General features: G+C 68.4%; 23 protein-coding genes and 2 tRNA genes. 12 read left to right on the forward strand and 13 right to left on the reverse strand.

The features are described 5' to 3' along the window. Window positions 1-63 precede the first annotated feature (63 nt). Window positions 64-354: a PRC-barrel domain-containing protein gene (locus NBT67_RS15470; RefSeq protein WP_251342662.1), complete on the forward strand. Its 291-nt coding sequence runs from the start codon at window positions 64-66 to the stop codon at window positions 352-354. Here the strand turns inward: NBT67_RS15470 and NBT67_RS15475 are convergent. Beyond that, the gene (locus NBT67_RS15475; RefSeq protein ID WP_251344391.1) at window positions 351-1,811 is read right to left on the reverse strand and encodes a DHH family phosphoesterase; all 1,461 of its coding nucleotides are present in this window, start codon (window positions 1,809-1,811) and stop codon (window positions 351-353) included. The genes NBT67_RS15470 and NBT67_RS15475 overlap by 4 nt on opposite strands. 174 nt (window positions 1,812-1,985) lie before the next feature. On the opposite strand from NBT67_RS15475, the gene NBT67_RS15480 reads away from it, so the two are divergent. The 4 genes from NBT67_RS15480 (at window position 1,986) to NBT67_RS15495 (ending at window position 3,293) form a co-directional block, all read left to right on the forward strand. After that, window positions 1,986-2,261, forward strand: coding sequence for a glutaredoxin family protein (locus NBT67_RS15480; protein ID WP_251342663.1), 276 nt, complete (start codon window positions 1,986-1,988; stop codon window positions 2,259-2,261). Between the two features lie 52 nt (window positions 2,262-2,313). Then, window positions 2,314-2,387 (forward strand) — tRNA-Lys (locus NBT67_RS15485). 228 nt (window positions 2,388-2,615) lie between these two features. Continuing rightward, the gene (locus tag NBT67_RS15490) at window positions 2,616-2,933 is read left to right on the forward strand and encodes a DUF433 domain-containing protein (protein WP_251342664.1); all 318 of its coding nucleotides are present in this window, start codon (window positions 2,616-2,618) and stop codon (window positions 2,931-2,933) included. A gap of 9 nt (window positions 2,934-2,942) precedes the next feature. Continuing rightward, complete coding sequence (locus tag NBT67_RS15495) at window positions 2,943-3,293, forward strand: DUF5615 family PIN-like protein (RefSeq protein WP_251342665.1); 351 nt, start codon at window positions 2,943-2,945, stop codon at window positions 3,291-3,293. Between the two features lie 252 nt (window positions 3,294-3,545). Here the strand turns inward: NBT67_RS15495 and NBT67_RS15500 are convergent, their stop codons facing one another. The 3 genes from NBT67_RS15500 to NBT67_RS15510 form a co-directional block, all read right to left on the reverse strand. Further along, a complete protein-coding gene (locus NBT67_RS15500; protein WP_251342666.1) occupies window positions 3,546-5,033 on the reverse strand; it encodes a SipW-dependent-type signal peptide-containing protein in 1,488 nt (495 codons plus the stop codon). A gap of 420 nt (window positions 5,034-5,453) precedes the next feature. Beyond that, window positions 5,454-6,518: a PAS domain S-box protein gene (locus tag NBT67_RS15505; RefSeq protein WP_251342667.1), complete on the reverse strand. Its 1,065-nt coding sequence runs from the start codon at window positions 6,516-6,518 to the stop codon at window positions 5,454-5,456. 91 nt (window positions 6,519-6,609) lie between these two features. After that, window positions 6,610-7,221, reverse strand: a complete 612-nt coding sequence (locus NBT67_RS15510; protein ID WP_251342668.1) for a response regulator — start codon at window positions 7,219-7,221, stop codon at window positions 6,610-6,612. Window positions 7,222-7,394: 173 nt separating this feature from the next. On the opposite strand from NBT67_RS15510, the gene NBT67_RS15515 reads away from it, so the two are divergent. Next, the gene (locus tag NBT67_RS15515) at window positions 7,395-7,697 is read left to right on the forward strand and encodes a HalOD1 output domain-containing protein (protein WP_251342669.1); all 303 of its coding nucleotides are present in this window, start codon (window positions 7,395-7,397) and stop codon (window positions 7,695-7,697) included. Between the two features lie 67 nt (window positions 7,698-7,764). Here the strand turns inward: NBT67_RS15515 and thrS are convergent, their stop codons facing one another. Then, on the reverse strand, window positions 7,765-9,687 hold the full coding sequence (thrS, locus tag NBT67_RS15520; RefSeq protein ID WP_251342670.1) for a threonine--tRNA ligase: 1,923 nt from the start codon (window positions 9,685-9,687) through the stop codon (window positions 7,765-7,767). Between the two features lie 92 nt (window positions 9,688-9,779). Here thrS and NBT67_RS15525 point away from each other — a divergent pair, with 92 nt between their 5' ends. After that, window positions 9,780-11,201 carry an APC family permease gene (locus NBT67_RS15525; RefSeq protein ID WP_251342671.1) on the forward strand — a complete coding sequence of 474 codons (1,422 nt, stop codon included), beginning with the start codon at window positions 9,780-9,782 and terminating at the stop codon, window positions 11,199-11,201. Window positions 11,202-11,240: 39 nt separating this feature from the next. Then, window positions 11,241-12,155: a DNA-3-methyladenine glycosylase family protein gene (locus tag NBT67_RS15530; protein ID WP_251342672.1), complete on the forward strand. Its 915-nt coding sequence runs from the start codon at window positions 11,241-11,243 to the stop codon at window positions 12,153-12,155. A gap of 18 nt (window positions 12,156-12,173) precedes the next feature. Here NBT67_RS15530 and NBT67_RS15535 read toward each other — a convergent pair whose 3' ends face one another. From NBT67_RS15535 to NBT67_RS15545, 3 genes are read right to left on the reverse strand one after another with little or no spacing between them, the layout of a single operon-like run. Further along, a complete protein-coding gene (locus NBT67_RS15535; protein ID WP_251342673.1) occupies window positions 12,174-12,614 on the reverse strand; it encodes an arsenate-mycothiol transferase ArsC in 441 nt (146 codons plus the stop codon). A gap of 8 nt (window positions 12,615-12,622) precedes the next feature. Then, window positions 12,623-13,765, reverse strand: a complete 1,143-nt coding sequence (arsB, locus tag NBT67_RS15540) for an ACR3 family arsenite efflux transporter (RefSeq protein ID WP_305881848.1) — start codon at window positions 13,763-13,765, stop codon at window positions 12,623-12,625. Beyond that, window positions 13,758-14,156: an ArsR/SmtB family transcription factor gene (locus tag NBT67_RS15545; RefSeq protein ID WP_251342674.1), complete on the reverse strand. Its 399-nt coding sequence runs from the start codon at window positions 14,154-14,156 to the stop codon at window positions 13,758-13,760. Before NBT67_RS15545 ends, arsB begins: the two co-directional genes overlap by 8 nt. 222 nt (window positions 14,157-14,378) lie before the next feature. Here NBT67_RS15545 and NBT67_RS15550 point away from each other — a divergent pair, with 222 nt between their 5' ends. Then, window positions 14,379-14,834: a DUF555 domain-containing protein gene (locus NBT67_RS15550; RefSeq protein ID WP_251342675.1), complete on the forward strand. Its 456-nt coding sequence runs from the start codon at window positions 14,379-14,381 to the stop codon at window positions 14,832-14,834. 63 nt (window positions 14,835-14,897) lie between these two features. Here NBT67_RS15550 and NBT67_RS15555 read toward each other — a convergent pair whose 3' ends face one another. Next, window positions 14,898-15,131, reverse strand: a complete 234-nt coding sequence (locus NBT67_RS15555) for a UPF0058 family protein (RefSeq protein WP_251342676.1) — start codon at window positions 15,129-15,131, stop codon at window positions 14,898-14,900. A 132-nt stretch (window positions 15,132-15,263) separates the two neighbouring features. On the opposite strand from NBT67_RS15555, the gene NBT67_RS15560 reads away from it, so the two are divergent. Beyond that, window positions 15,264-15,671: a translation initiation factor IF-2 subunit beta gene (locus tag NBT67_RS15560; RefSeq protein WP_251342677.1), complete on the forward strand. Its 408-nt coding sequence runs from the start codon at window positions 15,264-15,266 to the stop codon at window positions 15,669-15,671. Here NBT67_RS15560 and NBT67_RS15565 read toward each other — a convergent pair whose 3' ends face one another. Then, the gene (locus NBT67_RS15565) at window positions 15,672-15,851 is read right to left on the reverse strand and encodes a DUF7836 family putative zinc-binding protein (protein ID WP_251342678.1); all 180 of its coding nucleotides are present in this window, start codon (window positions 15,849-15,851) and stop codon (window positions 15,672-15,674) included. It abuts the gene before it with no gap. A 166-nt stretch (window positions 15,852-16,017) separates the two neighbouring features. On the opposite strand from NBT67_RS15565, the gene NBT67_RS15570 reads away from it, so the two are divergent. Continuing rightward, a tRNA-Met gene (locus NBT67_RS15570) sits at window positions 16,018-16,092 on the forward strand. Between the two features lie 319 nt (window positions 16,093-16,411). Here NBT67_RS15570 and NBT67_RS15575 read toward each other — a convergent pair. Further along, a complete protein-coding gene (locus NBT67_RS15575) occupies window positions 16,412-17,170 on the reverse strand; it encodes a hypothetical protein (protein ID WP_251342679.1) in 759 nt (252 codons plus the stop codon). 349 nt (window positions 17,171-17,519) lie between these two features. Further along, complete coding sequence (locus NBT67_RS15580; RefSeq protein ID WP_251342680.1) at window positions 17,520-18,170, reverse strand: hypothetical protein; 651 nt, start codon at window positions 18,168-18,170, stop codon at window positions 17,520-17,522. A gap of 144 nt (window positions 18,171-18,314) precedes the next feature. Between NBT67_RS15580 and NBT67_RS15585 the strand changes: the two genes are divergently transcribed. After that, window positions 18,315-18,770, forward strand: a complete 456-nt coding sequence (locus NBT67_RS15585) for a hypothetical protein (protein WP_251342681.1) — start codon at window positions 18,315-18,317, stop codon at window positions 18,768-18,770. 408 nt (window positions 18,771-19,178) lie between these two features. Here NBT67_RS15585 and NBT67_RS15590 read toward each other — a convergent pair whose 3' ends face one another. Further along, window positions 19,179-19,421, reverse strand: coding sequence for a hypothetical protein (locus tag NBT67_RS15590; RefSeq protein ID WP_251342682.1), 243 nt, complete (start codon window positions 19,419-19,421; stop codon window positions 19,179-19,181). Window positions 19,422-19,459: the final 38 nt, after the last annotated feature.

Below are 19,459 nucleotides of genomic sequence, written 5' to 3' on the forward strand. Positions count from 1 at the left end.
CGGTGGACCGGGCGTTCGCCGCAGCAACGAACTATTAAGACCCGTCACGAACAGGGAGTGCATATGGACGGCACGCCACAGGAGATCACGACGCTCGTCGGGCGCGAGGTGTATTCGAACAACGGGGTATTCGTCGGGGAAGTCGAGGACGTGCGCCTCGACCTCGGCGGGGAGTCCGTCACGGGACTCGCGCTCGGCGAACTGAGCCAGGAACTGTTCGCCGGTCGGATCGAGGCCGGCAAGGGCGTGATGATCCCCTACCGCTGGGTCCGTGCCGTGGGTGACGTCATCCTCATCAACGACGTGGTCGAACGGCTGGACGACGAGGACGAGGACGAGGAAGTCGTCGCCTAACTCCCGTTCGCGCCCTCGCCCGCGCTGCTCTCGACACCCATCGCGTCGAACAGTTTCTTGCGCACCGCCTCCTCGGCGAGCGACAGGAGCGTGTCGCGGTTGTCCTCGCTCGCCTCGATGCCGGTGAAGAGGCCGAGCGGAATCTCGACGCTCCCCTGCGTGGAGTGGCCGCCCGCCTCGCCGATGGCGCCGTAGGCGTCGTCGAGGACGTTCCCGATGTTGATGCGGATGTCCTTGGAGCGTGCCGCGAGGTAGATGGTGTCGTCGGCGATGCCGAACACCGCCGTCGTCGTGATGCCCTCGAGGTTGAGGAGGTGCTGGGCGGCCTGGGCGAGCGCGTCGCGGTCGCGGATGAACCCCGCGTTCGAGACGAGGTGGCTCCCCTGTACCTGGCGGTTCTGGATGGCCTCCGCGAGCACGTCGAGCGTCTCCGGCGACATCGACGGCGACTCCACCTGCTCTAAGGTGTCGTGGTTGGCGAAGGGGTACAGGTACGCGGCCGCCGTCAGGTCAGCGGGCGTGGTGTCCCGCTTGAAATCCAGGGTCTCGGCGCGGATGCCGTACAGGAGCGCCGTCGCCACCGCCTCGCTCGGCGAGAGGTCGAACTCCTGGATGTACTTCGTGAGGATGGTCGAGGTGGAGGAGACGTTCGGCCGGACGTCCATGAAGTCGGCGTCGTAGTCGGACTCGGGCTCGTAGTGGTCGATGAAGATGTCGACGCCGGCGTCGAGGCCGAGGTCGCCGGACTTCATGTGATCGACCAGCGCGATCAGGGCGTAGTCGTCCAGCGACTCCACCTCCGAGAGCGGCAGGAGTTCGATGCCGAGCAGGTTCACGAACGCCCGGTTCTCCTGGTGGCCGATGTCGCCGTGATAGAGGATGTCCGCCTCGACGTCGTGGGCCTCCGCGATGGCCTGCAGCGCCACCGCGCTGGCGATGGAGTCCGGATCGGGGTTGTCGTGGGTGAGGATGGCGAGTCGCCCGTCGCCCGAACGGAGGATGTCGGCGAGTTGCTGGGCCTTGTACTCCAGTTCGCCCGTCTCCAGGGCGCGCAGCGCCGACTCCGCGATCACCTGCGAGGGGTTGATCACCACGTCCGCGCCGGCCTCGGTGAGTTCGTCCTCCGAGACGGGGTCGGAGGCGCGGACGATGACGAACTGGTCGCCGCCGCGCTCGCGGATCCTGGAGACGGCCGCCTTGTTCGCCTCCACGTCCGACGCGAGGATCAGGATCACGTCGCGGTCGGCGACGAGGTCGGCCACCTCGTCCTCGCGGATGTCGGCCCGGCGGGCGTCGAGGTCCTGATCGCGGAGCGCTTCGACGCGGCTCTCGTCCCGGTCGAGGATCAGCACGCTTTTGCCCTCCTCCGCGAGGTCCTCGGCGACGGCGTGGCCGACGCTCCCACAGCCGAGGATCGCGTACGAAGACATCGTCGAGACTGGCGCCGCGTTGCTCATGTGATCCGACGTATCGAGGCGTCTCACTTAACGTCGTCCCTTCGCGCACCGCGAGCGGCCGCCCCGCCGGCGGGCGGCCGCCTTACCACGTCACGCCGGCGTTCCGCCCCTCCGGCGGCCCCCGAACGGTCCGGTGACGAAGGAGTTACCAGCCCACGGCGGCTACGTCCTCCCGTGTCCGACACGCCAGCGGCCGATTCGGGTGAGACGGCCACCGTCACGGTCTATACGCGCGCGGACTGTCACCTCTGTGCGGAGGCCATCGAGACCGTCGAGCGCGTCGCCGCATCCCTCGGGCGGCCGGTCGACATCGACGTCGTCGACGTCGACACGGACCCGGACCTGCGGGAGCGATACGGCGACCGGGTCCCGTACGTGACCGTTGACGGCCGCCCGCGGTTCAAGTATCGCGTCGACGCCGACGACCTCCGGGAGATCCTCTCGGAGTGAGTCGACCCGAAGGGAAACGCCTTTTAGTGGGCCTCGGATAGCAGACTACGTAGGGCCGGTAGCTCAGTCAGGTAGAGCGACGGACTCTTAATCCGTCGGTCGGGGGTTCAACTCCCTCCCGGCCCGCTCCGTCTCCGACGGTTTTTCAGTCACTCCGAGAGGCATTACAGCGTTCGTACCCCCCGAATTCGGGGAACGAGGGTCTGTACCCCCCGTTCCGCGAGTGCCGTCAGTTCGCTCAGTCACCGACTGGCCCGGCAGTCTGCGACGGGCACACGACGCAGCGAGGCTCTGTCCGTGAACCGGGTACGACTGAAGCGAGACTTTTCATACGCCGACGCGCAATAGAGCGATATGAGTGGCACGAAATCGGGCCCCGATACGTCTCAATCTCGGATCGTCAGTACCGAGGACGTACTGGGTGGTAAACCGCGCATCGATGGGACGCGGATCGGGGTGTACTTCGTCCACGAACGGGTGGAACGGCGGGGCCTCGAACCTCGGACGGTCGCGGATCGACACGACCTCGATGTCGCCGACGTGTATCGTGCACTGGCCTACTATCACGACCATCCGGACGAAATGGCGAGGATCGAGCGAGAACGGAAACGACTCCGTGAGAGCACGGAGTCCGATCCGAACGTGGCGACAGGTCCCGCGGATCTGGAGTAACGGAAGCGGATGTCGGTGACGTTGTCGCTGTTGTTCGACGAGGATACGGAAGCCAAGTTCGCCCGACTCTGCGAGAAGGAGGGTCACGATGTCGAGCGAGTCGTCGACGTTCCGGAACTGGGCCGAGGAGCGAAAGATGCCGAAGTCCGACGGTACGCTAACTCGACGGATCGGATCGTCGTGACTCACGACGACGATTATGTAAGGGGGGCTCGGGCGGATGACGACAGAACCCTTTACGCGCCGAACCAGCGGCTGTCGGCGTTCGAACTTTATCGCATTCTCTCTGCCGTCTGTGACGTTGTCTCTTCAGCTGAGGAACTGCCACCTGCCGTGTATCTGACCGAGGACTGGCTCTAACGCCCGGCGCTTCTCCGGTTCGACGGGCCGTAGCGTGCATAGCTGGTTAGCCCACAGCGGGAGCGCGGCCCCGGTAATCGACTGCGGGGCGACCGAAGGGAGCGTTCAACTCCCTCCCGGCCCGTTTTCCTGCGAACGTCAGTGAGCAGTGAAAACGTCCGAGGGTGTTGAACCACGCGAGACGAACGGCGTGAGTCTCGCAATCGGGGTCAACTCCCCCCCGGCCCGCTCCCTCGTCGACGGCCGCGGTCGCTACGAGTCGTCGGTCTCGTTCGCCGCGACCGCCTCGTTGTTCAGCCCGCTCCCGTCGTTGTGCCGGCACTGTTCGGTGTAGAGGCCGAGATCGAACCGGGCCGAATCGCCCTGGATCTCGTTGCCGTGGTCGACCGGCACCCACCACGCGAACACGACCGAGTACTGCTCCCCGGCGGCGAAACAGCCCTGATCGCCGGTTCCGCCGGCCTGCTCGGCGTTCATCGCGCTGGTGAGCTCCGTACCGTTGGCATCGCCGACGATGCCCAGGATCTCCCGAAGGGTACCGATTCGGGCGGGCTCCTCGTCGCCGTTCTGGTAGTTGTTCCCGTCGTCGACCCAGATGGCCGCCCGCACGACGTCGAGGAGTTCGACGACGCCCTCCTCCTCGTCGGGGTCGTCCGCCTCGGGTTCGGTGACGCCGTTCTCGTGTTCTTCGAGCAGGGCGCCGTTCAGCCAGACGTAGCCGGGGTTGTCACACAGGACGAAGTCGAACGTGACCTCGCCGAAGTCGCCCGGCTTCAGGTCCTCGACCTCGATGACGGGTTTGGGTGCGTCGTCCGCCTGTGCCGACGCCGCGCCGTCCACACACGAGAGGGTGGTCTGGACGATCTCGATGGCGTTGACGAAGGGGTTCGTGTCGGACGCGTCCGACCCGTGGAAGAAGTCGACGTCGACCGTGCCGTCGCTGGTCGTCGTGAACGACTTCATCGTGCCCACGTTGTGGCCGACGTCGTCGTTGGGATCGTACTCCTCGAGGACGGTCGTCCCTTCCAGTGCCACGTCGAAGGAGCGATCCTGGGCCCACTCGTCGGCGAGGTAGAGACGCACTTCGACCTGCGTGCCCGCGGGGACGTCGAACTCCCAGTGCATCTCCTCGTCGCCCGGCGGGTCGCCGATCTCGTCGACGAACACCTCGTCGGGCGTGTCCGCCGGCACGCTCGCATCGATCGAGGAGGGCGGCGACCCCGGCGGCGTATCGCCCGACGTATCACCGTTGAAGTAGGCCGTCGACGAGGCGCTCACCCCCTCCCAGTCCGGCCCGGAGTCCAGGGCGGTGAGCGTGTCCCCGCCCGCGTTCACTCGGTACAGCGTGTCCGATTCCGCGTCCGGGTAGGCGCCGACCTGCGTGTTGTCGAGGAACCGTTCGGGGTCGTCGACGGCGACGAGCCACGCGTCGTTCGCCGGCAGTCCCACGTACTCCCCCGGCTCCCCGGGGAGTTCCTCCGCGGTACCGGTCTCGTCGGCCGGACCGTCGTACATCACCACGTCGACTCCCTCTCCCTCGTCCTCGCTCCAGTCCGAGTAGTGGGCCGAGTAGCCCACCCCCATGTCGAGCGTGCCGGCGACGAGCCGGTTGTCCTCGAACGTCTCCTGGTCGGAGAAGTACGCGGTGGTGCCGAGGCCGGCACCCGCCGAGGTGAGTCCGATCGTCCCGAGCGCAGCCAGTATCCGTCGTCGTGAGAGTTCGTATCTGTCGATTGGCATCGTTCGATCTCCTGTCAGCGATCACCGTTCGCCGTACCAGTCACTCGGATTACACGAGGTTAATTAATCGGTGCTTCGACAGGTCTCGGCGTCGAGCGTCGCTGCCGACCGGGACGGTAACCGCCGATTAGCCGGACGCGACTCCGGTGGTGACTCGCGAGCGGCGGGACCGCTTCCGGAGCAAACACATCATATAGAATACAGCAGCTCCGAGACTCCGACACCCGGAGACCGGTCGTGTGAGGCTCCGAACGACCGGTCACGTCGACGTCGGTTGTCGTCTCCGCCCCGTCCTCCCGTGACACATCCGATCGCTGATGGTTTCAGGCCGCGCCTTCCTCTCCCCGTTCCGGAGTATCGTCCCGATACTCCGCGCGGACGGTCGCCTTTCACCCCGTGTCGGCATGCGGCGCGGCGTGGTTACGGATCCAGCGCCAACTCGAATCGGGCACCCCCGTCCGCACCCGTCGTCGCGGTCACGGTCCAGCCGTGGGCGCCGGCGATCTCCTCGACGATGCTCAGGCCGAAGCCCGTCCCGTCGTCGCTGCCGGTGAATCCGTAGTCGAACAGCCGGTCGGGGTCGACGTCGCCGAAGCCGGCACCGTCGTCCTCGACGTAGAAGCCACGGCCGTCGTCGAGGGGGCCGACGGCGACGACGACGTCGTGTCCGCCGTGGGTGACGGCGTTCCGAAAGAGATTCCCCAGGAGCGTCTCCAGTCGCTCGGGGTGGGCCTCGACCGCGGGGAGGTCGTCGGCGACGACGAGCGTCGCGGCCTCGGCGTCGACGATGGTCCAGGCGTCCTCGGCCACCGACGCGAGGTCGACGGGTTCGGTGTCGCCGACGGTCTGTCCCTGTTTGGCCAGCGTCAGGACCTCCTCGATCAGCCGCTCCATCCGGTCGAAGATGTCGTCGAGGTCGTCGAGTGCCGCCTCGTCGCCGGCCTTCGCGAGCGCGGCCGTCGCCCGCGCGGCGTTCAGAGGGTCCCGGAGGTCGTGGGAGACGATGCTCGCGAAGCGTTCGAGCCGTTCGTTCTGGCGTTCGAGTTCCCGCTCGCGCTCGACCCGTTCCGAGATGTCGCGCATGATGCCGGAGAACACCCGTTCGCCGTCGTAGACGTGTTCCTCGAAGGTGATCGAGAGCGGCACCTCGTGACCGTCGCGGTGTTCGGCGGGGAGTTCGATGGTGTTCCAATCGAGCCGTCGCTCGCCGGTTTCGAGGTACCGATCGACGGCGTCGAAGTGCTGGGCGTGAAACCGCTCGGGCATGAGCACCGTCAGCTTCTCGCCGATCAGTTCCTCGGGTTCGTAGCCGAACACCCGCTCGGCCGCCTCGTTCGCGAAGAGGATGGTGCTGTTCCTGTCGATGGAGATGATGGCGTCCGAGCCGTTCTCGACCAGGGACCGGAAGAACTCGGCATCACGGATGGTCGACACGAGGTCGTCGGTCGCGATCCGTCGGTCGTCCGAGGAGCCCGTCGGCGGCATTAGCGGACGCCTTCCTCCTCCACGGATGTACAGTTACCGTCGGGTCGAGGGGGCTCCCCCTGCCCGTCCGTCCCGATCACACCGCCCCGCATCAGCCCGTCCCCCCGCCTTCCGGGTCGCGGAACATGGCGGCGAACTCCTCGTCGTCGAACTCCCGGCTCGCCCAGTCCAGTTCGGTTTCGAGGGCGTCGAGTCGCTCGACGAGTTCGGCGTACTCCTCGTGCTCGTCGAGTTCCGAGGCGCGTTTGGTGGCCTCCAGCGTCGCCTTCTTCTCGGCGAGCACGAAGTGTTCCCGCAGTTGCTCGTCGAGGTCCGAGAGAGTGGCCAGTCGGTCCACCGTCTCCCTGATCTCCTCGGGCGCGACGGTCTTCGTGAGGTACGCGTCGAAGTCCATCTCGACGATGTCGAAGTCCGGATCGACGGCCGTGACCATGGCGACCCGGCAGCCGTAGCCCCGTTCCCTGATGGTCTCCAGCACCTCGTCGCCGGTCATCTCGGGCATGCGTCGATCCAGCAACACCACGTCGACCGACTCGTCGACGAGTTCGAGGGCCTCGGCGCCGCCCGTGGCGGTCCGCACCGTGTACGCCTCCGGGAGGTGGAGTTCGTACGCCTTCGCCACGTTCGGTTGATCGTCGACGACGAGCACCGTGACGTCGCCGTCCTTCGTCGCCTCCGCCCCGCCGTCGCTCGTCCGAGACACGACACGGTGGTGTCGCGGCTACCATGTAATTCCATCGCCCGCCAGCCCTCTGCGAAGAATTAACTCGGCGTCACCCGTTGGTGGGGTATGCACACGAATGTCCCGTCGGCCGACGCCGCCGACGTTCGACGGCCGGTCACGAGCGGTGCCGACCACGCCCGCGGAGGCGGCTGATGCCGATGCCCGTCGACGATCCGATCGACGACCCGAAGCCCCTCGTCCGACACCGGTACGATCCCGAGGCCGGCCGTGAACTCTCGACGGCCATCGTTCGCGCCATCGCCACCGTCGAGGGCGTCCCCCCGGAGGAGGTGTCGATCCCGCCGCTGTACGACTGCATCGACGTGGAGTCCCTGGAGCACGCGCTCTTCGGCACCGTCGACGCCGCCGGCGGCGCCATCAGCGCCACGTTCCGCTGTGGCACGTATCTCGTGACGGTCACCGCCGACGGCTGGGTTCGGATCTACGACGGATAGCCGCCTCGGCGGCCGACGCGGTCGTTCCCGAACGCTCCCTCCCTCGACTCGGAGTAACGGGGATGTTCTAGTCGAGGAAGTCGGGTTCGACGCGCTTCTCGTCGCGCTCCGCCCGGAGGTGGGCGGCGAAGGCCTCGCGGTCGACGTCCTTGCGCTCGCGTTCCTTCCGATCGCGCACCGAGACGGTGCCGGCCGCCTCCTCGTCGTCGCCGACGATGAGCATGTAGGGCACGCGGTCGCTGTGGGCCTGCTGGATCTTGCGGCCGACGGTCCAGGATCGGTCCTCGACTTCGACCCGGAAGTCGTCGAGTTCGTCCGCGAGACGGTGGGCGTAGTCGAGGTTGTCGTCGCTGACCGGCAGCACTCGCACCTGCTCCGGCGCCAGCCAGAGCGGGAACTTCCCGTCGAAGTGCTCGATGAGCACCATCAGGAACCGCTCGTAACTGCCGTAGAGCGCGCGGTGGATCATCACCGGGCGGTGGTCCTCGTTGTCCTCGCCGGTGTAGGTCAGGTCGAACCGCTCGGGCATGTTGAAGTCGAGTTGGACGGTCGGGCCGTCCCACTTCCGGCCGAGGGCGTCCTCGAACGCGAAGTCGATCTTCGGGCCGTAGAAGGCGCCGTCCCCCGCCTCGACGTCGTACTCCATGTCACGGGACTCGAGCACGGCGCGGAGCTGTGACTCGGCGCGCTCCCAGATCTCGTCGCTCCCGACCGACTTCTCCGGCCGCGTCGCGAGCGCCACCTCCGCGTCGAGGTCGAACGTCTCGAAGACCCGGACGATGTTGTCCATCACGAGCGTCACCTCGTCTTCGATCTGGTCGGGCCGGACGAACTCGTGGCCGTCGTCGATGGTGAATGCCCACACCCGGGAGAGCCCCGAGAGTTCCCCGCGCTGTTCCTTGCGGTACACCTTCCCGTCCTCGAAGTAGCGGACGGGGAGGTCCCGGTAGCTCCAGGACTTCTGGTCGAAGATGGTCGCGTGGCCCGGACAGTTCATCGGCTTCAGGCCGTACTCCTCGTCGTTCACGTCCAGCAGGAACATGTCGTCGACGTAGTTCTCGTAGTGGCCCGACTTCTTCCAGAGTTCGGTCCGGAAGAGGTGGGGCGTCTCGACGGGTTCGTACCCCGCGTCGAGGTTCAGGTCGCGGGCGAACGCCGACAGTTCGTCGAGGACGCGCTTGCCGTTGGGGTGATACAGCGGCAGCCCCGGCCCGGTCGTGTCGTCGATGGCGAAGATGTCGAGTTCCTGGCCGAGCTTCCGGTGGTCGCGCTCCTGGGCCTCGCGCCGGCGCTCGAGGAACTCCTCCATCTCCGCCTCGTCGGCGAAGGCGGTGCCGTAGACGCGCGTCAGGGTGTCGTTGTCCTCGTCGCCCCGCCAGTACGCCGAGGAGATGTTCAGGAGTTTGAACGCGCCGATCTCGCCGGTCGACTCGACGTGGGGACCCTGACAGAGGTCCTCGAACTCGCCCTGTCGGTAGACGCTCACCGGGTCCTCGCCGTCGGCCTCGGTTTCGAGAATGTCGAGTTTGTAGGGGTTGTCGGCGTACTCCTCGACGACCTCCTCGCGCGGGCGCTCCTCGCGCTCGATGTCCAGATCCGCGGCGATGATCTCCTCGGCCTCCGCCTCGATCCGCTCCAGGTCCTCGCTGTCGAGGTCGACGCCGGTCACGTCGTAGTAGAAGCCCTCGTCGGTCGGCGGCCCGATGGCGAGTTTGGCCTCCGGATACAGTCGCTGCAGCGCCTGTGCGAAGACGTGTGCCGCCGAGTGGCGGAGCACGCGCAGATACTCGTCGCTATCCGCCGTGACGATGACGAGGTCGGCGCCGTCCGAGAGGGGGGTGGCCTTGTCGACGAGGTCGCCGTCGACGACGCCCGCGACGGTGTCGCGTCCGAGACCCGGCCCGATCTCGTAGGCGACGTCCTCCACCGTCGACCCCTCCGTGACGGAGAGTTCCGACCCGTCGGGAAGCGTCACTACGATCTCACTCATACCCGGAGGAAATCGGACGAACGGAATAATACTGTCGAACACGCGTCTTCGGCGCGCGCAAGCTATTTCTCGCTCCCCGACTCACGGGTACCGTGTCCGACTCACGCCCGCTCGCCCCGCGACACGCCGTCGCCGTCGCCCTCGGCCTCCCGCTCGGTGCGGGCGTGTTCCTCCTCCCGAGCGGCGTCGAGAACCTCGGCGGCCCGGCCACGCCCGTCGCCTACCTCGTCGGGACGCTCGCCGTCGGTTCCGTCGCCGTCGCCTACGCCGTCTTCCTGTCGAGTCCCCTCGTCGAGCGCGACGCGCCCCTCTACACGGCCGTCTCGCGAACCTGGGGCTCCCGGCCGGTCGGCTTCCTGGCCGCGTGGCCGACGGTCGGCGCCTACGTCGCCGTCCTCGCCGCCCTCGCGGCCAGCCTCGGCGCCGCCGCCGCGACCGTCCTCCCCCTGCCGCCGACGCCCGCCGCGCTTGCCGCCCTCGCGGCCCTCGTCGCCGTCCACGCGCTCGGGCCGGCGGCGGCCGGTCGCGCCCAACTGTGGGTCACCGTGCCCCTCCTCGCCCTCCTCGGGGGCATGCTCCTCGTCGGAGCGACGGCCGTCGTCCCCGACAACTTCAGCCCGCTCCTGCCGACGCCGCCGCTCCGGGAGCGTCCGCTGGTCGCCCTCGGCGGGGCGACGGTCGCCGCGCTGTTCGGCTTCGCCGGCTTCGACGCCGGCGCCGCCGTCTCGTCGGCCGTCGACGACCCCCGCCGGACCGTCCCCCGGGCGCTGCTCGTCGCGGTCCTGCTCGCCGGCGCCGTCGCCACCCTCGCGGCGGTGGTGACGCTCGGGGTCATCCCCTGGTCGCGGCTGGTGTTCGTCTCGGCGCCGTTCGCGGAGGCGGCGGCGAGCGCCCTCGGCGTCGCCCCCCGGACCCTCCTCGTGCCCGGGACGGCCCTCGCGGGCGTCGGCGCCGCGCTCGCGACGGCGTGGCTGCCCGCGCGAACGCTCCGGGGCGTCGCCGAGGTGGTTCCGGGGCTGGACCGGGAGACGCGCCGCGGCGTCCCCGACCCCGCGCTGGCGGTCACCGGCCTGCTCGCCGGCGCCGTCGTCGCCCTCGATCTGGTCGGCTACGCCTCGTATCTCGCGCTCGCCGGCATCTTCGTCGGCTACGCCGCCATCGCGGCGTCGGTCGGCGCCCTCCCCCTGATCCGGCCGGAACTACACCGTCGGTGTCGCCTCCGCCTCCCCGCGCCCGCCCTCGTCGCCGTCTCCCTCGCCGGCCTCGCCACGGCGGGGGTCGTCCTCGCCCGCGTCGCCACCCTCGATCCGGCCAGCACGCTCGGCTTCTCGCGCTGGGGTCCCGCCCTCGCCGGCGTCGACGACGCCGTCCTCGTGCGCGACCCGCTGTCGACGGTGGTGCCCGCCCTCCTCCTCTGGGAGCTCCTCGGCGTCGCCGTCGTCGCCGTCGCCGCCGACTACCGCGCGGACCGCGGCGTCGACCGGCCGCCCCTCGACGCGGCCTACGAGGAGTAGAAACGAAACCGGGAAACCCCGCGGTCCCGACCCGACCGCATGGAACGCGGCGCCATCCCGCTCGACGACCTCGACGGCCCCTTCGACCTGCAGGCGACCGTCGAGAGCGGGCAGAGCTACCTCTGGGACCGTCCCGACGGGGGGATGTACGAGCGGACCGACGCCCACGGCGGCGACGCGTGGTACGAGACGGTCGTCCCGCCGCTCGACGCCGTCGGCAACGAGCGTGCGGTCGTCCGGGTCCGACAGGTCGAGGGACGGCTGGAGTGGGCGTCGACGACCGACGCCGTGCCGATCCTCACCCACCTGCTCCGCCTCGACGACGACCTGGACGCCATCGTCGACGCGACGCCGGACGACCCGCTCCTCGAACGCGCCTACGACGCGTATCCGGGGATGCGGCTGGTCCGCGACCCGCCCTTTCCCTGTCTGATCTCCTTCATCTGCTCGGCACAGATGCGTGTGTCGCGCATCCACGGCATGCAGCGGGCGCTCGCCCGCGAGTACGGCGAGCAGTTCGCCGTCGACGGGCGAACCTACCACGCCTTCCCGACGCCCGCGGACCTCGCCGCCCGCTCCGAGGAGGACCTCCGGGACCTGAAACTCGGCTACCGCGCCCCCTACGTCCGGCGAACCGCCGAGATGGTCGCCGAGGGCGAGGCCGCCCCCGAGGACGCCCGCGGCCTCCCCTACGAGGACGCTCGCGAGTCGCTCACGCGCTTCGTCGGCGTCGGCGAGAAGGTGGCGGACTGCGTCCTGCTGTTCTCGCTGGGGTATCTCGAGGCCGTCCCGCTCGACACCTGGATCCGCTCGGCTATCGCCGATCACTACCCCGCCTGTGACCGTGGCTCCTACACCGAGACCTCGCGGGCGATTCGCGAGCGCTTCGGCGGCGAGTACGCCGGCTACGCCCAGACCTACGTCTTCCATCTCCTGCGCGCTGGCGGGGAGTGAGTCGGCGGGCCGGACCCCCTACCGCGTCGCGCTCGCCTCGACCTCGTCGAACAGCGCGCGGACCCGCTCCGCTATCTCGTCGCGGATCGCGCGGACGCGCTCGGGGTCCCGTCCGCCGGGGTCGTCGAGCGCCCAGTCGCGGACGTCGACCCCGGGGGCGTCGCCGAGGTCGAGCGTCGAACAGCCCATGGTGGCGACGTAGTCACAGGAGCGGAGTTCCCCGGCCGTGATCTCGCGGGGCGTCCGGTCGGAGAGGTCGATCCCCACCTCGTTCATGGCGTCGATCACCTCCCCGTGGACCGCGTCGGCGGGACGGGTGCCGCCGGACAGGACCTCGACGTCCAGCCCGCGACGGTCGCGCTCGCGTTCGGCGAACGCCGCGGACATCTGCGAGCGCCCGGCGTTCCGGACGCAGACGAAGGCGATGCGTGTCAGGTCGGTGTCGGTGTCGGTGGACATGTGTCTGCTCAGTCGTCGGTCGTCACGGCGTCGAGGCCGCCGGTCGTGTCGGCGTCGCCCCAGTCGAGCCGCCGCTGGAAGTACAGGGCGACGTTGACCAGCGCGAGGAGGACGGGCACCTCGATCAGCGGCCCGACGACGGTGGCGAAGGCGACGCCGGAGCCGACGCCGAAGACCGCGACGGCGACGGCGATGGCGAGTTCGAAGTTGTTCGAGGCGGCGGTGAAGCCGATGGCGGTCGTGGTGGAGTAGTCCGCGCCGATTCCCTTGCCCATCCCGAAGCTCACGAGGAACATGGCGACGAAGTAGACGGTGAGCGGGACCGCGATCAGGAGCACGTCGCCCGGCGCGGCGACGATGTTGCCGCCCTGCGTGGCGAACATGACGATCACGGTGAAAAGCAGGGCCACGAGCGTCAGGGGATCGATCCGGGGGACGAACTCCTCCTCGTACCACGCCCGGCTCTTCGCCCGCGTGCCGACGAATCGGGAGAGGAAGCCGCCGGCGAAGGGGATCCCGAGGAAGACGACGATGGCCTCGAACACCTGGATCGGCGTCACGTCGACGGTGCTGATGCCGGCGACGAGCGCGTCCATGCCCAGCAGGGGCGGGAGGAAGAGCCCGAAGAACCAGACGTAGGCGCCGTAGGTGACGATCTGAAAGAGGCTGTTGAACGCGACCAGGCCGGTCACGTACTCCGTCGACCCCTCGGCGAGTTCGTTCCAGACGAGCACCATCGCGATACAGCGGGCCATCCCGATGAACACCAGCCCGAGGAAGTACTCGGGGCGGGCCGGCAGGCCGGGGACGACGCCGCCGAAGAAGACGACCGCGAGCCCGAACATCAGCGTCGGCCCGATGAGCCAGTTCTGGATCAAGCTCAGCCCGAGGACCCGCCAGTTGCTGAACACCGTCCCGAGCTTCGAGTAGTCGGCCTTCGCGAGCGGCGGGTACATCATCGCCACGAGGCCGATTTCGACGAGGTGGAACTCCCGGATCGGCGCCGTGACCGACGGCGCGACGAAGCCGAGGCCGACGCCGACGGCCATCGCGCCGAAGATCCAGACCGTGAGGTACTTGTCGAGGACGTCCATCGACCGCGGGTCGCCACAGCTCGCGCAGTCGCAGTTCGGGCCGTGCGCGTTACTCATCGCCGACGCTCCCCTCCAGCACGGTCACGAGGGCCACGGCCCGGTTGGTCGCGCGGTACTTCTTCCAACGGCCGTCCTTTCGCCCGGCCACGAGCCCGGCGTCGACGAGCGTCGAGAGGGCGTGACTGAGCCCGCTCTCGCTCACGTCGACGACGGCGTTCAGTTCGCAGACGCACAGTTCCTCGCCCGCGGCCACGAGCGTCCGAACGAGGGTGTAGCGCGTCTCGCCGGCGAGCGCCGAGAGCACGTCGAGTTCGGCCTCGACCCGCGCCGTCCCGAGCGCCGCCTCCAGCGTCCCGAGTTCCTCCACCCGCCGCTCGACGTCCTCGCTTCGACACTCCCCGAGTTCGTCTTCGAGGTATCGCCGGAGCCGCTCGGTCCCTTGTGCCATCACTCCGACCCACCGTCGGTGGGGCATTAGTTGTTTCGATGCTCAATAATAGATCCTCGAAATCGGCTTGAACTCTCGAAATAGGTGTATCTAGGAAAAATATGCGATCTACTGTTGAGTAACTATTCAACTATCTTGGCCGTCGATGCGGACTCGACCGCCGCTCGTCGCGCGAGGTTCGGGCGAAGCTTCATGACGGTGGGAATACAATTTCTGTGTGGTATGGACTGTCGAGTCGTCGTCGAGGCAGCGGTTCCGGTGTACGACGTAGAGACCCCGGACGAGGCGATCCGGATCGCCATCGCCAAGACCGGTGAGATGCTGAACCCGGACCTCAACTACGTGGAGATCGACATGGGGTCACGGACCTCCCCGTCGGGGGAGGAACTCCCCCCGGCCTTCATCGCCGCGGACGAGGCGCTCGTCGCCCTCGAACTCGAGATGACGGTGTTCAACGTCGAACAGGAGGAACACGCCTCGCGCATCGCGCGCAAGGAGATCGGTCAGCGCATGACGAACGTCCCGCTCTCGATCCTGTCGGTCGACCCCATCGAGGACGACGGGGAGGGCGAGGAAGCGACCGAGGAGGGGGACACGTCGTCGGAGGGCGAGGGCGAGGGCGAGGGCGACGAGGACGAGGATCTCATCCCCGAGTTCGAGGAACTCGTCGACGAATGAGCGTCGCCCGGCGCCGTCGCTGGTCGGTCGTGCGCGTCGGGGGACTGCGCCGTGCGTACGCGTTCAGTCCGCGCGAGGAGCGACGCGCTCCTCGGACGTGTCCAGGGACGAAGTGATTCCGTTCGCCAGCTTGAAAACAGCCGCCTTGTGGTCGGTCTTGGACTTGTGAATCGATGTGGGTCGTACCCCCATCTCCTCGTACGCCGTCAGGTCGATTTCGTCGTCGTGCCATGCTGCACACTGTTTCTCTACCTCGGCCAGGAGGCCGTGCAGGTGAATGAGCTCCTGCTTTTTCATAACAACGTCCCATAGCGAGTGGAAGGTTATATTATTATCTTGAGTGGAGTTAACATGCGCCTCGGCGGGTCGAGGGGGCCGTAGGCGGGCAGTCCTGAAACGCTTTAGTCGCCGCGGCCGTCAGGTGGGCACATGGATTACGAGGATAGTCTCGACCGGGCGCTGACCGAAACGCCGGAAATGAGCGACGCCGTCGACCGGTTCCAGGTCCCCGATCCGGAGGTGCGATCCGAGGGTAACGTGACCGTCTACGAGAACTTCGCGGGGACACACGACCGTCTGAACCGGACGCAGGAGCACCTGCTCAAGTTCTTCCAGTCGGAACTGGGGACGAGCGCCAGCATCGACGACCGGGGTCGGGCCCGCTTCACCGGCGACTTCAAGCACTCGCGCGTGGCGGACGCCCTCGAGGAGTACGTCGAGACGTTCGTGACCTGTTCGGAGTGCGGGTCGCCCGACACCCGACTGGTCGAAGAACGCGGCGCGACGGTCCTGAAGTGTGACGCCTGCGGTGCGCTCTCCTCCGTCTCGGAGCTGTGATCACTCGAACTGTTTGACGAGTTCGAGATCGCGTTCGGTTCGCATGAACTCCGCGAGTCGGCGTGTCGCGTGACACGTCGGGCAACTGAAGTTCTTCCGGTGACCGGGCAGGTCGGTCGGTCCGGCCTCCCAGTCCTTGCCACACTCGGGACACAGCAGTCTCACGAACGCTTCGACCATACCCCTCAGTGTGGCACGGAGTCTCATTAAACGTTCGGCGGCCGTGATCGCGGGGCGGCGAGGCTCCGCGGCGCCTCCGGCGTGACGCGCCGCGGTCGGCCTCGCCGCGGCCGCCGACCGGTCCGATTTCAAAACCCTTAACGCCGCCTCGCCGATAGGATCCGGTAGCGGGATGGGATAGCCAGGAGATTCCGCCGGGCTCATAACCCGGAGATCGGTAGTTCAAATCTACCTCCCGCTATGTTCTGACGGCCACTTCGACCGAGGAGCGTAGCGACGAGGGGGTCGGCCGTCGGAACACTCGCCCAGTAGAGTCGAATCAGGGAGCGGAGCGACCGTGGTTCGAATCTCCCTCCGGCTACGTGTTCCCGTTCACGACTCCGATCCCTGCTCCGTGCGCCCCAGATACGCGTAACAGTTCGGGCACTGGATCGGTCGCGCGCCGTGTCGGTCCGGTTCACCCACGAATCGGGTGCGCGAGTAGCCGCGACCGCACTCCTCACAGGTCACGATGATGACCACACTCCGCCCAGTCGCCGCGACCCCTTGGAGGTGTCCATTTACGCGCCGTCGTCGCCCTCGCTCCCGTCGGCCGTCGGGCGCACGAGGTTCGCGAGCGTCACCAGCACGCCGAGCGCCCAGCCGACGGGCACGGCGAGCGCCCCCCACATGCCGACGTACGCGAGGCCGACGAGTTCGAACCGCTGGCGGAGGACCGTGTTCACCCCGCGGTAGGTGAGGACGGTGTCGAGCAGCCACACTGCGAGCGTCTCGCTCCGGGGGAAGACCGTCGCGGCCAGCGCCGGCGAGTAGAGCGCGGCCACCACCGGCGGCAGGAAGACGGCGACCACGGCGAAGGGATAGGCGACGATCACGGTCGTGAGGCGGCCGCCGAGGCGCCGGAAGCCGAGCGAGAGAACCGTCGAGACGACGGCGACGGTGCCCGCGGCGGCGACGGCGAGGAAGCCCTCGGTCGAGAACCGCACCCGGGCGAGGGCGGTCAGCGCCCCCCAGAGGAGGACCGCGAGGACGACGGTGCCCGCCGCCCCGAGTCGCGTGGCCGTCCGGTCGAACCGCCGGACGTTGAATCGGGCCAGCAGGCCGAGGACGGCGAGCGGATAGCCGACGAGCAGCCCCAACCCTCCCAGTAGCGCCCAGAGCCGATACGTCGCGCGTTCCCACGTCGTCTCCGGCGTCCAGCGGGCGACGACCGGGTGGGTGTCCCGCAGTTGTGGGAAGGCCAGCGCCATCCAGAGTCCGTGGAGGCGCCGGAGGTCGTAGACCACGTCGGCGACGACGCTCGTCAGTACCGCGCCCATGCTCACGTCGGTTCGGGCCGGTCGAGTTAACGGTTCGGGGTTCGGGACGCCCCCGTGACCGTCGAGGCTGAAGGACTGGAAAGCGGCCGCAAAAGCGGCGGACTACGCGATTGCTGGCTGGTCGTCCGTCGGCATGTCGCTGTGGGGGTTCGGTCGATAGACTGTGCCATCACCTCTCCATCTCCATGGTATGAGACACCATAACAAGAAAGTTGTGGCCGAACGGCGGGGATCGATCCCTCGCTCGGGCCGTTCCTCCGAACGGTGCCTCGCAGCGGGTCGCCCCCGGCCGCCTCGATCCGCGGTCTCACCTCCCCGACGAGGTCGGGTCGAGTCCGGACCGGCGGCCTCACCCCACGTTCAGGTCGAGGACGCCCCGGCCGTCGACTCGGACCGTCCGCCCGAGGGCTCCGGGCCGCGACGCCCGGACGGCGAACGAGCAATGGAGGCGGTCGGGCAGCGCTTTCGCCCCCGGGTCGAACACCGCCGGGACGAGGATGGTCCCCTGAGTCCCGACGTTCCGCAGTTCGATCACGAACCACCGCGTGGCTCCCTCGAACTCGTAGTACGCCCCGAACCCCTCCCACTGGCCGGGCGGCTGGACGCGTACCTCGAAGGTGTCGCTCCCCTCGTAGGCGGCCGGCGGGCCGAACCGAAATCGGAACCAGTCGGGCTCGTAGCCGCGGTAGGGCTCGCTCGACGCGATGCCGCCGATGGTCGAGTTGCATTCGAGGCGCATCGCGGGCGGCAGCCGTTCCCGCCGCACCAGCCCGTCGTACTCCACGGCGGCGTAGCCGATCCCCTCATCGTCCCCCTCGGTCGGCGGATACTCCCAGCTGAGGTCGTTCTCCTCCGCGCTCCGGGTCGCGTCGATCCGTGCGGGCCCCGCACCCGGTATCCGCCCGCTACAGCCGGACAGGACTCCCGTCATCGACGCTCCGAGTGCCGCGAGGGCGCGTCTGCGACCGACCGTCGCGGTCGGCCGAGAACTGGAGGGCATGGCGGCGGGTGGTCGGCCCGCCTGAAAACGCTTCCCCACACCGCCCTGTCCCGGCACGCGTCGCCGAGTTCGCGATCCGGGCGGGCCTCCGGACGGCCGGCGTCCTTCCGGCCGACTTTTCCTGCATCGGCCGAGACGGCACACATGGACCGCCGCGAACTCCTCGCTCTCACCCCCGCTCTCCTCGTCACTGCCGCCGGCTGTTCGATCGACTCCGAGTCCGCGCCGTCCACGTCGTCGCCGGCCTCGACGACGCCTGACGGGACCTCGTCGACCGACACGCCCACTCCCTCCGGTTCCCCGGCGCGGTCGGACCCCATCGCTATCGTCGTCAGCAACGGCCGGGAGTCCGCCGTCGACGCCGCACTGCTCGTCACCCACGAGGCGGATCGGATCTTCGACCGGACCGTCGTCGTCGAACCGGGCGCCCGTCGATCCGTCGACCCCGGTATCGACGGGACGGGCGCCTACGAACTGACCGTCTCGCTGGCCGACGACGAGCGCGTCCGCCCCTTCGACGTCGAGGACTACGACCTCCGGATGGGATCTGATCTGATCGTCGAAATTGGCGAGCGCATCCGCGTCCTGATGGAGGAGTGAGCCGTCGCCGGTCGTCGTCGCCCGATCCCAGCGCTCCCGCTCCGATCGGCGGAGCGTTCGTCCATGTCGCTCACGCCCGACCCTTCCCGTCGAGATCCTCGTCGTAGGGACCGCGCGCGACGAGCAGGCGCACCTGCTCGCGCTCGAACCGCTCCCCGCTCTTCCGATCACGGAGTTCGTGAAACACGCCGTCGACGTGCCCGTCGACCGGGCGAAACCAGCATCGCGGGAGGCGTAGCGGTACGTCTCCAGGTACTCCAGAATCGCCTCCGCGCGTTCGTGGTCGAGGGTCGTCACGCTGGCCCGTTCCTCTCCGCTGACGGTCGGGAGGAGGATCTTCGACCGGAGGTCGTCCGGCACGGCGTCGATGGACGCGCAGAACTCCAGAAACACCCGGAGGGTGGAGAGTTATCCCTGGAGCGTCACGGGTTTCAGGTCCCCCTCCTCCCGACGCTCGACGCGGTAGGCGTGGAGGTCACGCCCGGTGAGGTCGTTCAGGTTGTGGAAGTCGTCCTCCTCGCACCGCTCGACGAACGACCCCAGCCGGTAGCGGTGGGTCTGGAGGATCTGGTCGGAAATCTCTCCGCTCCGGTGGTCGAGGTAGCGTTCCAGCGCGGTGTCCGGGGAGAGTGGGTCGAGGTCGTCGCTCACGCGGCGACACCCCCGTTCGGGGTGCGCCCCCGAACGCT

This window comes from Haloplanus sp. GDY1, from assembly GCF_023703775.1.
GTDB lineage: Archaea > Halobacteriota > Halobacteria > Halobacteriales > Haloferacaceae > Haloplanus > Haloplanus halophilus.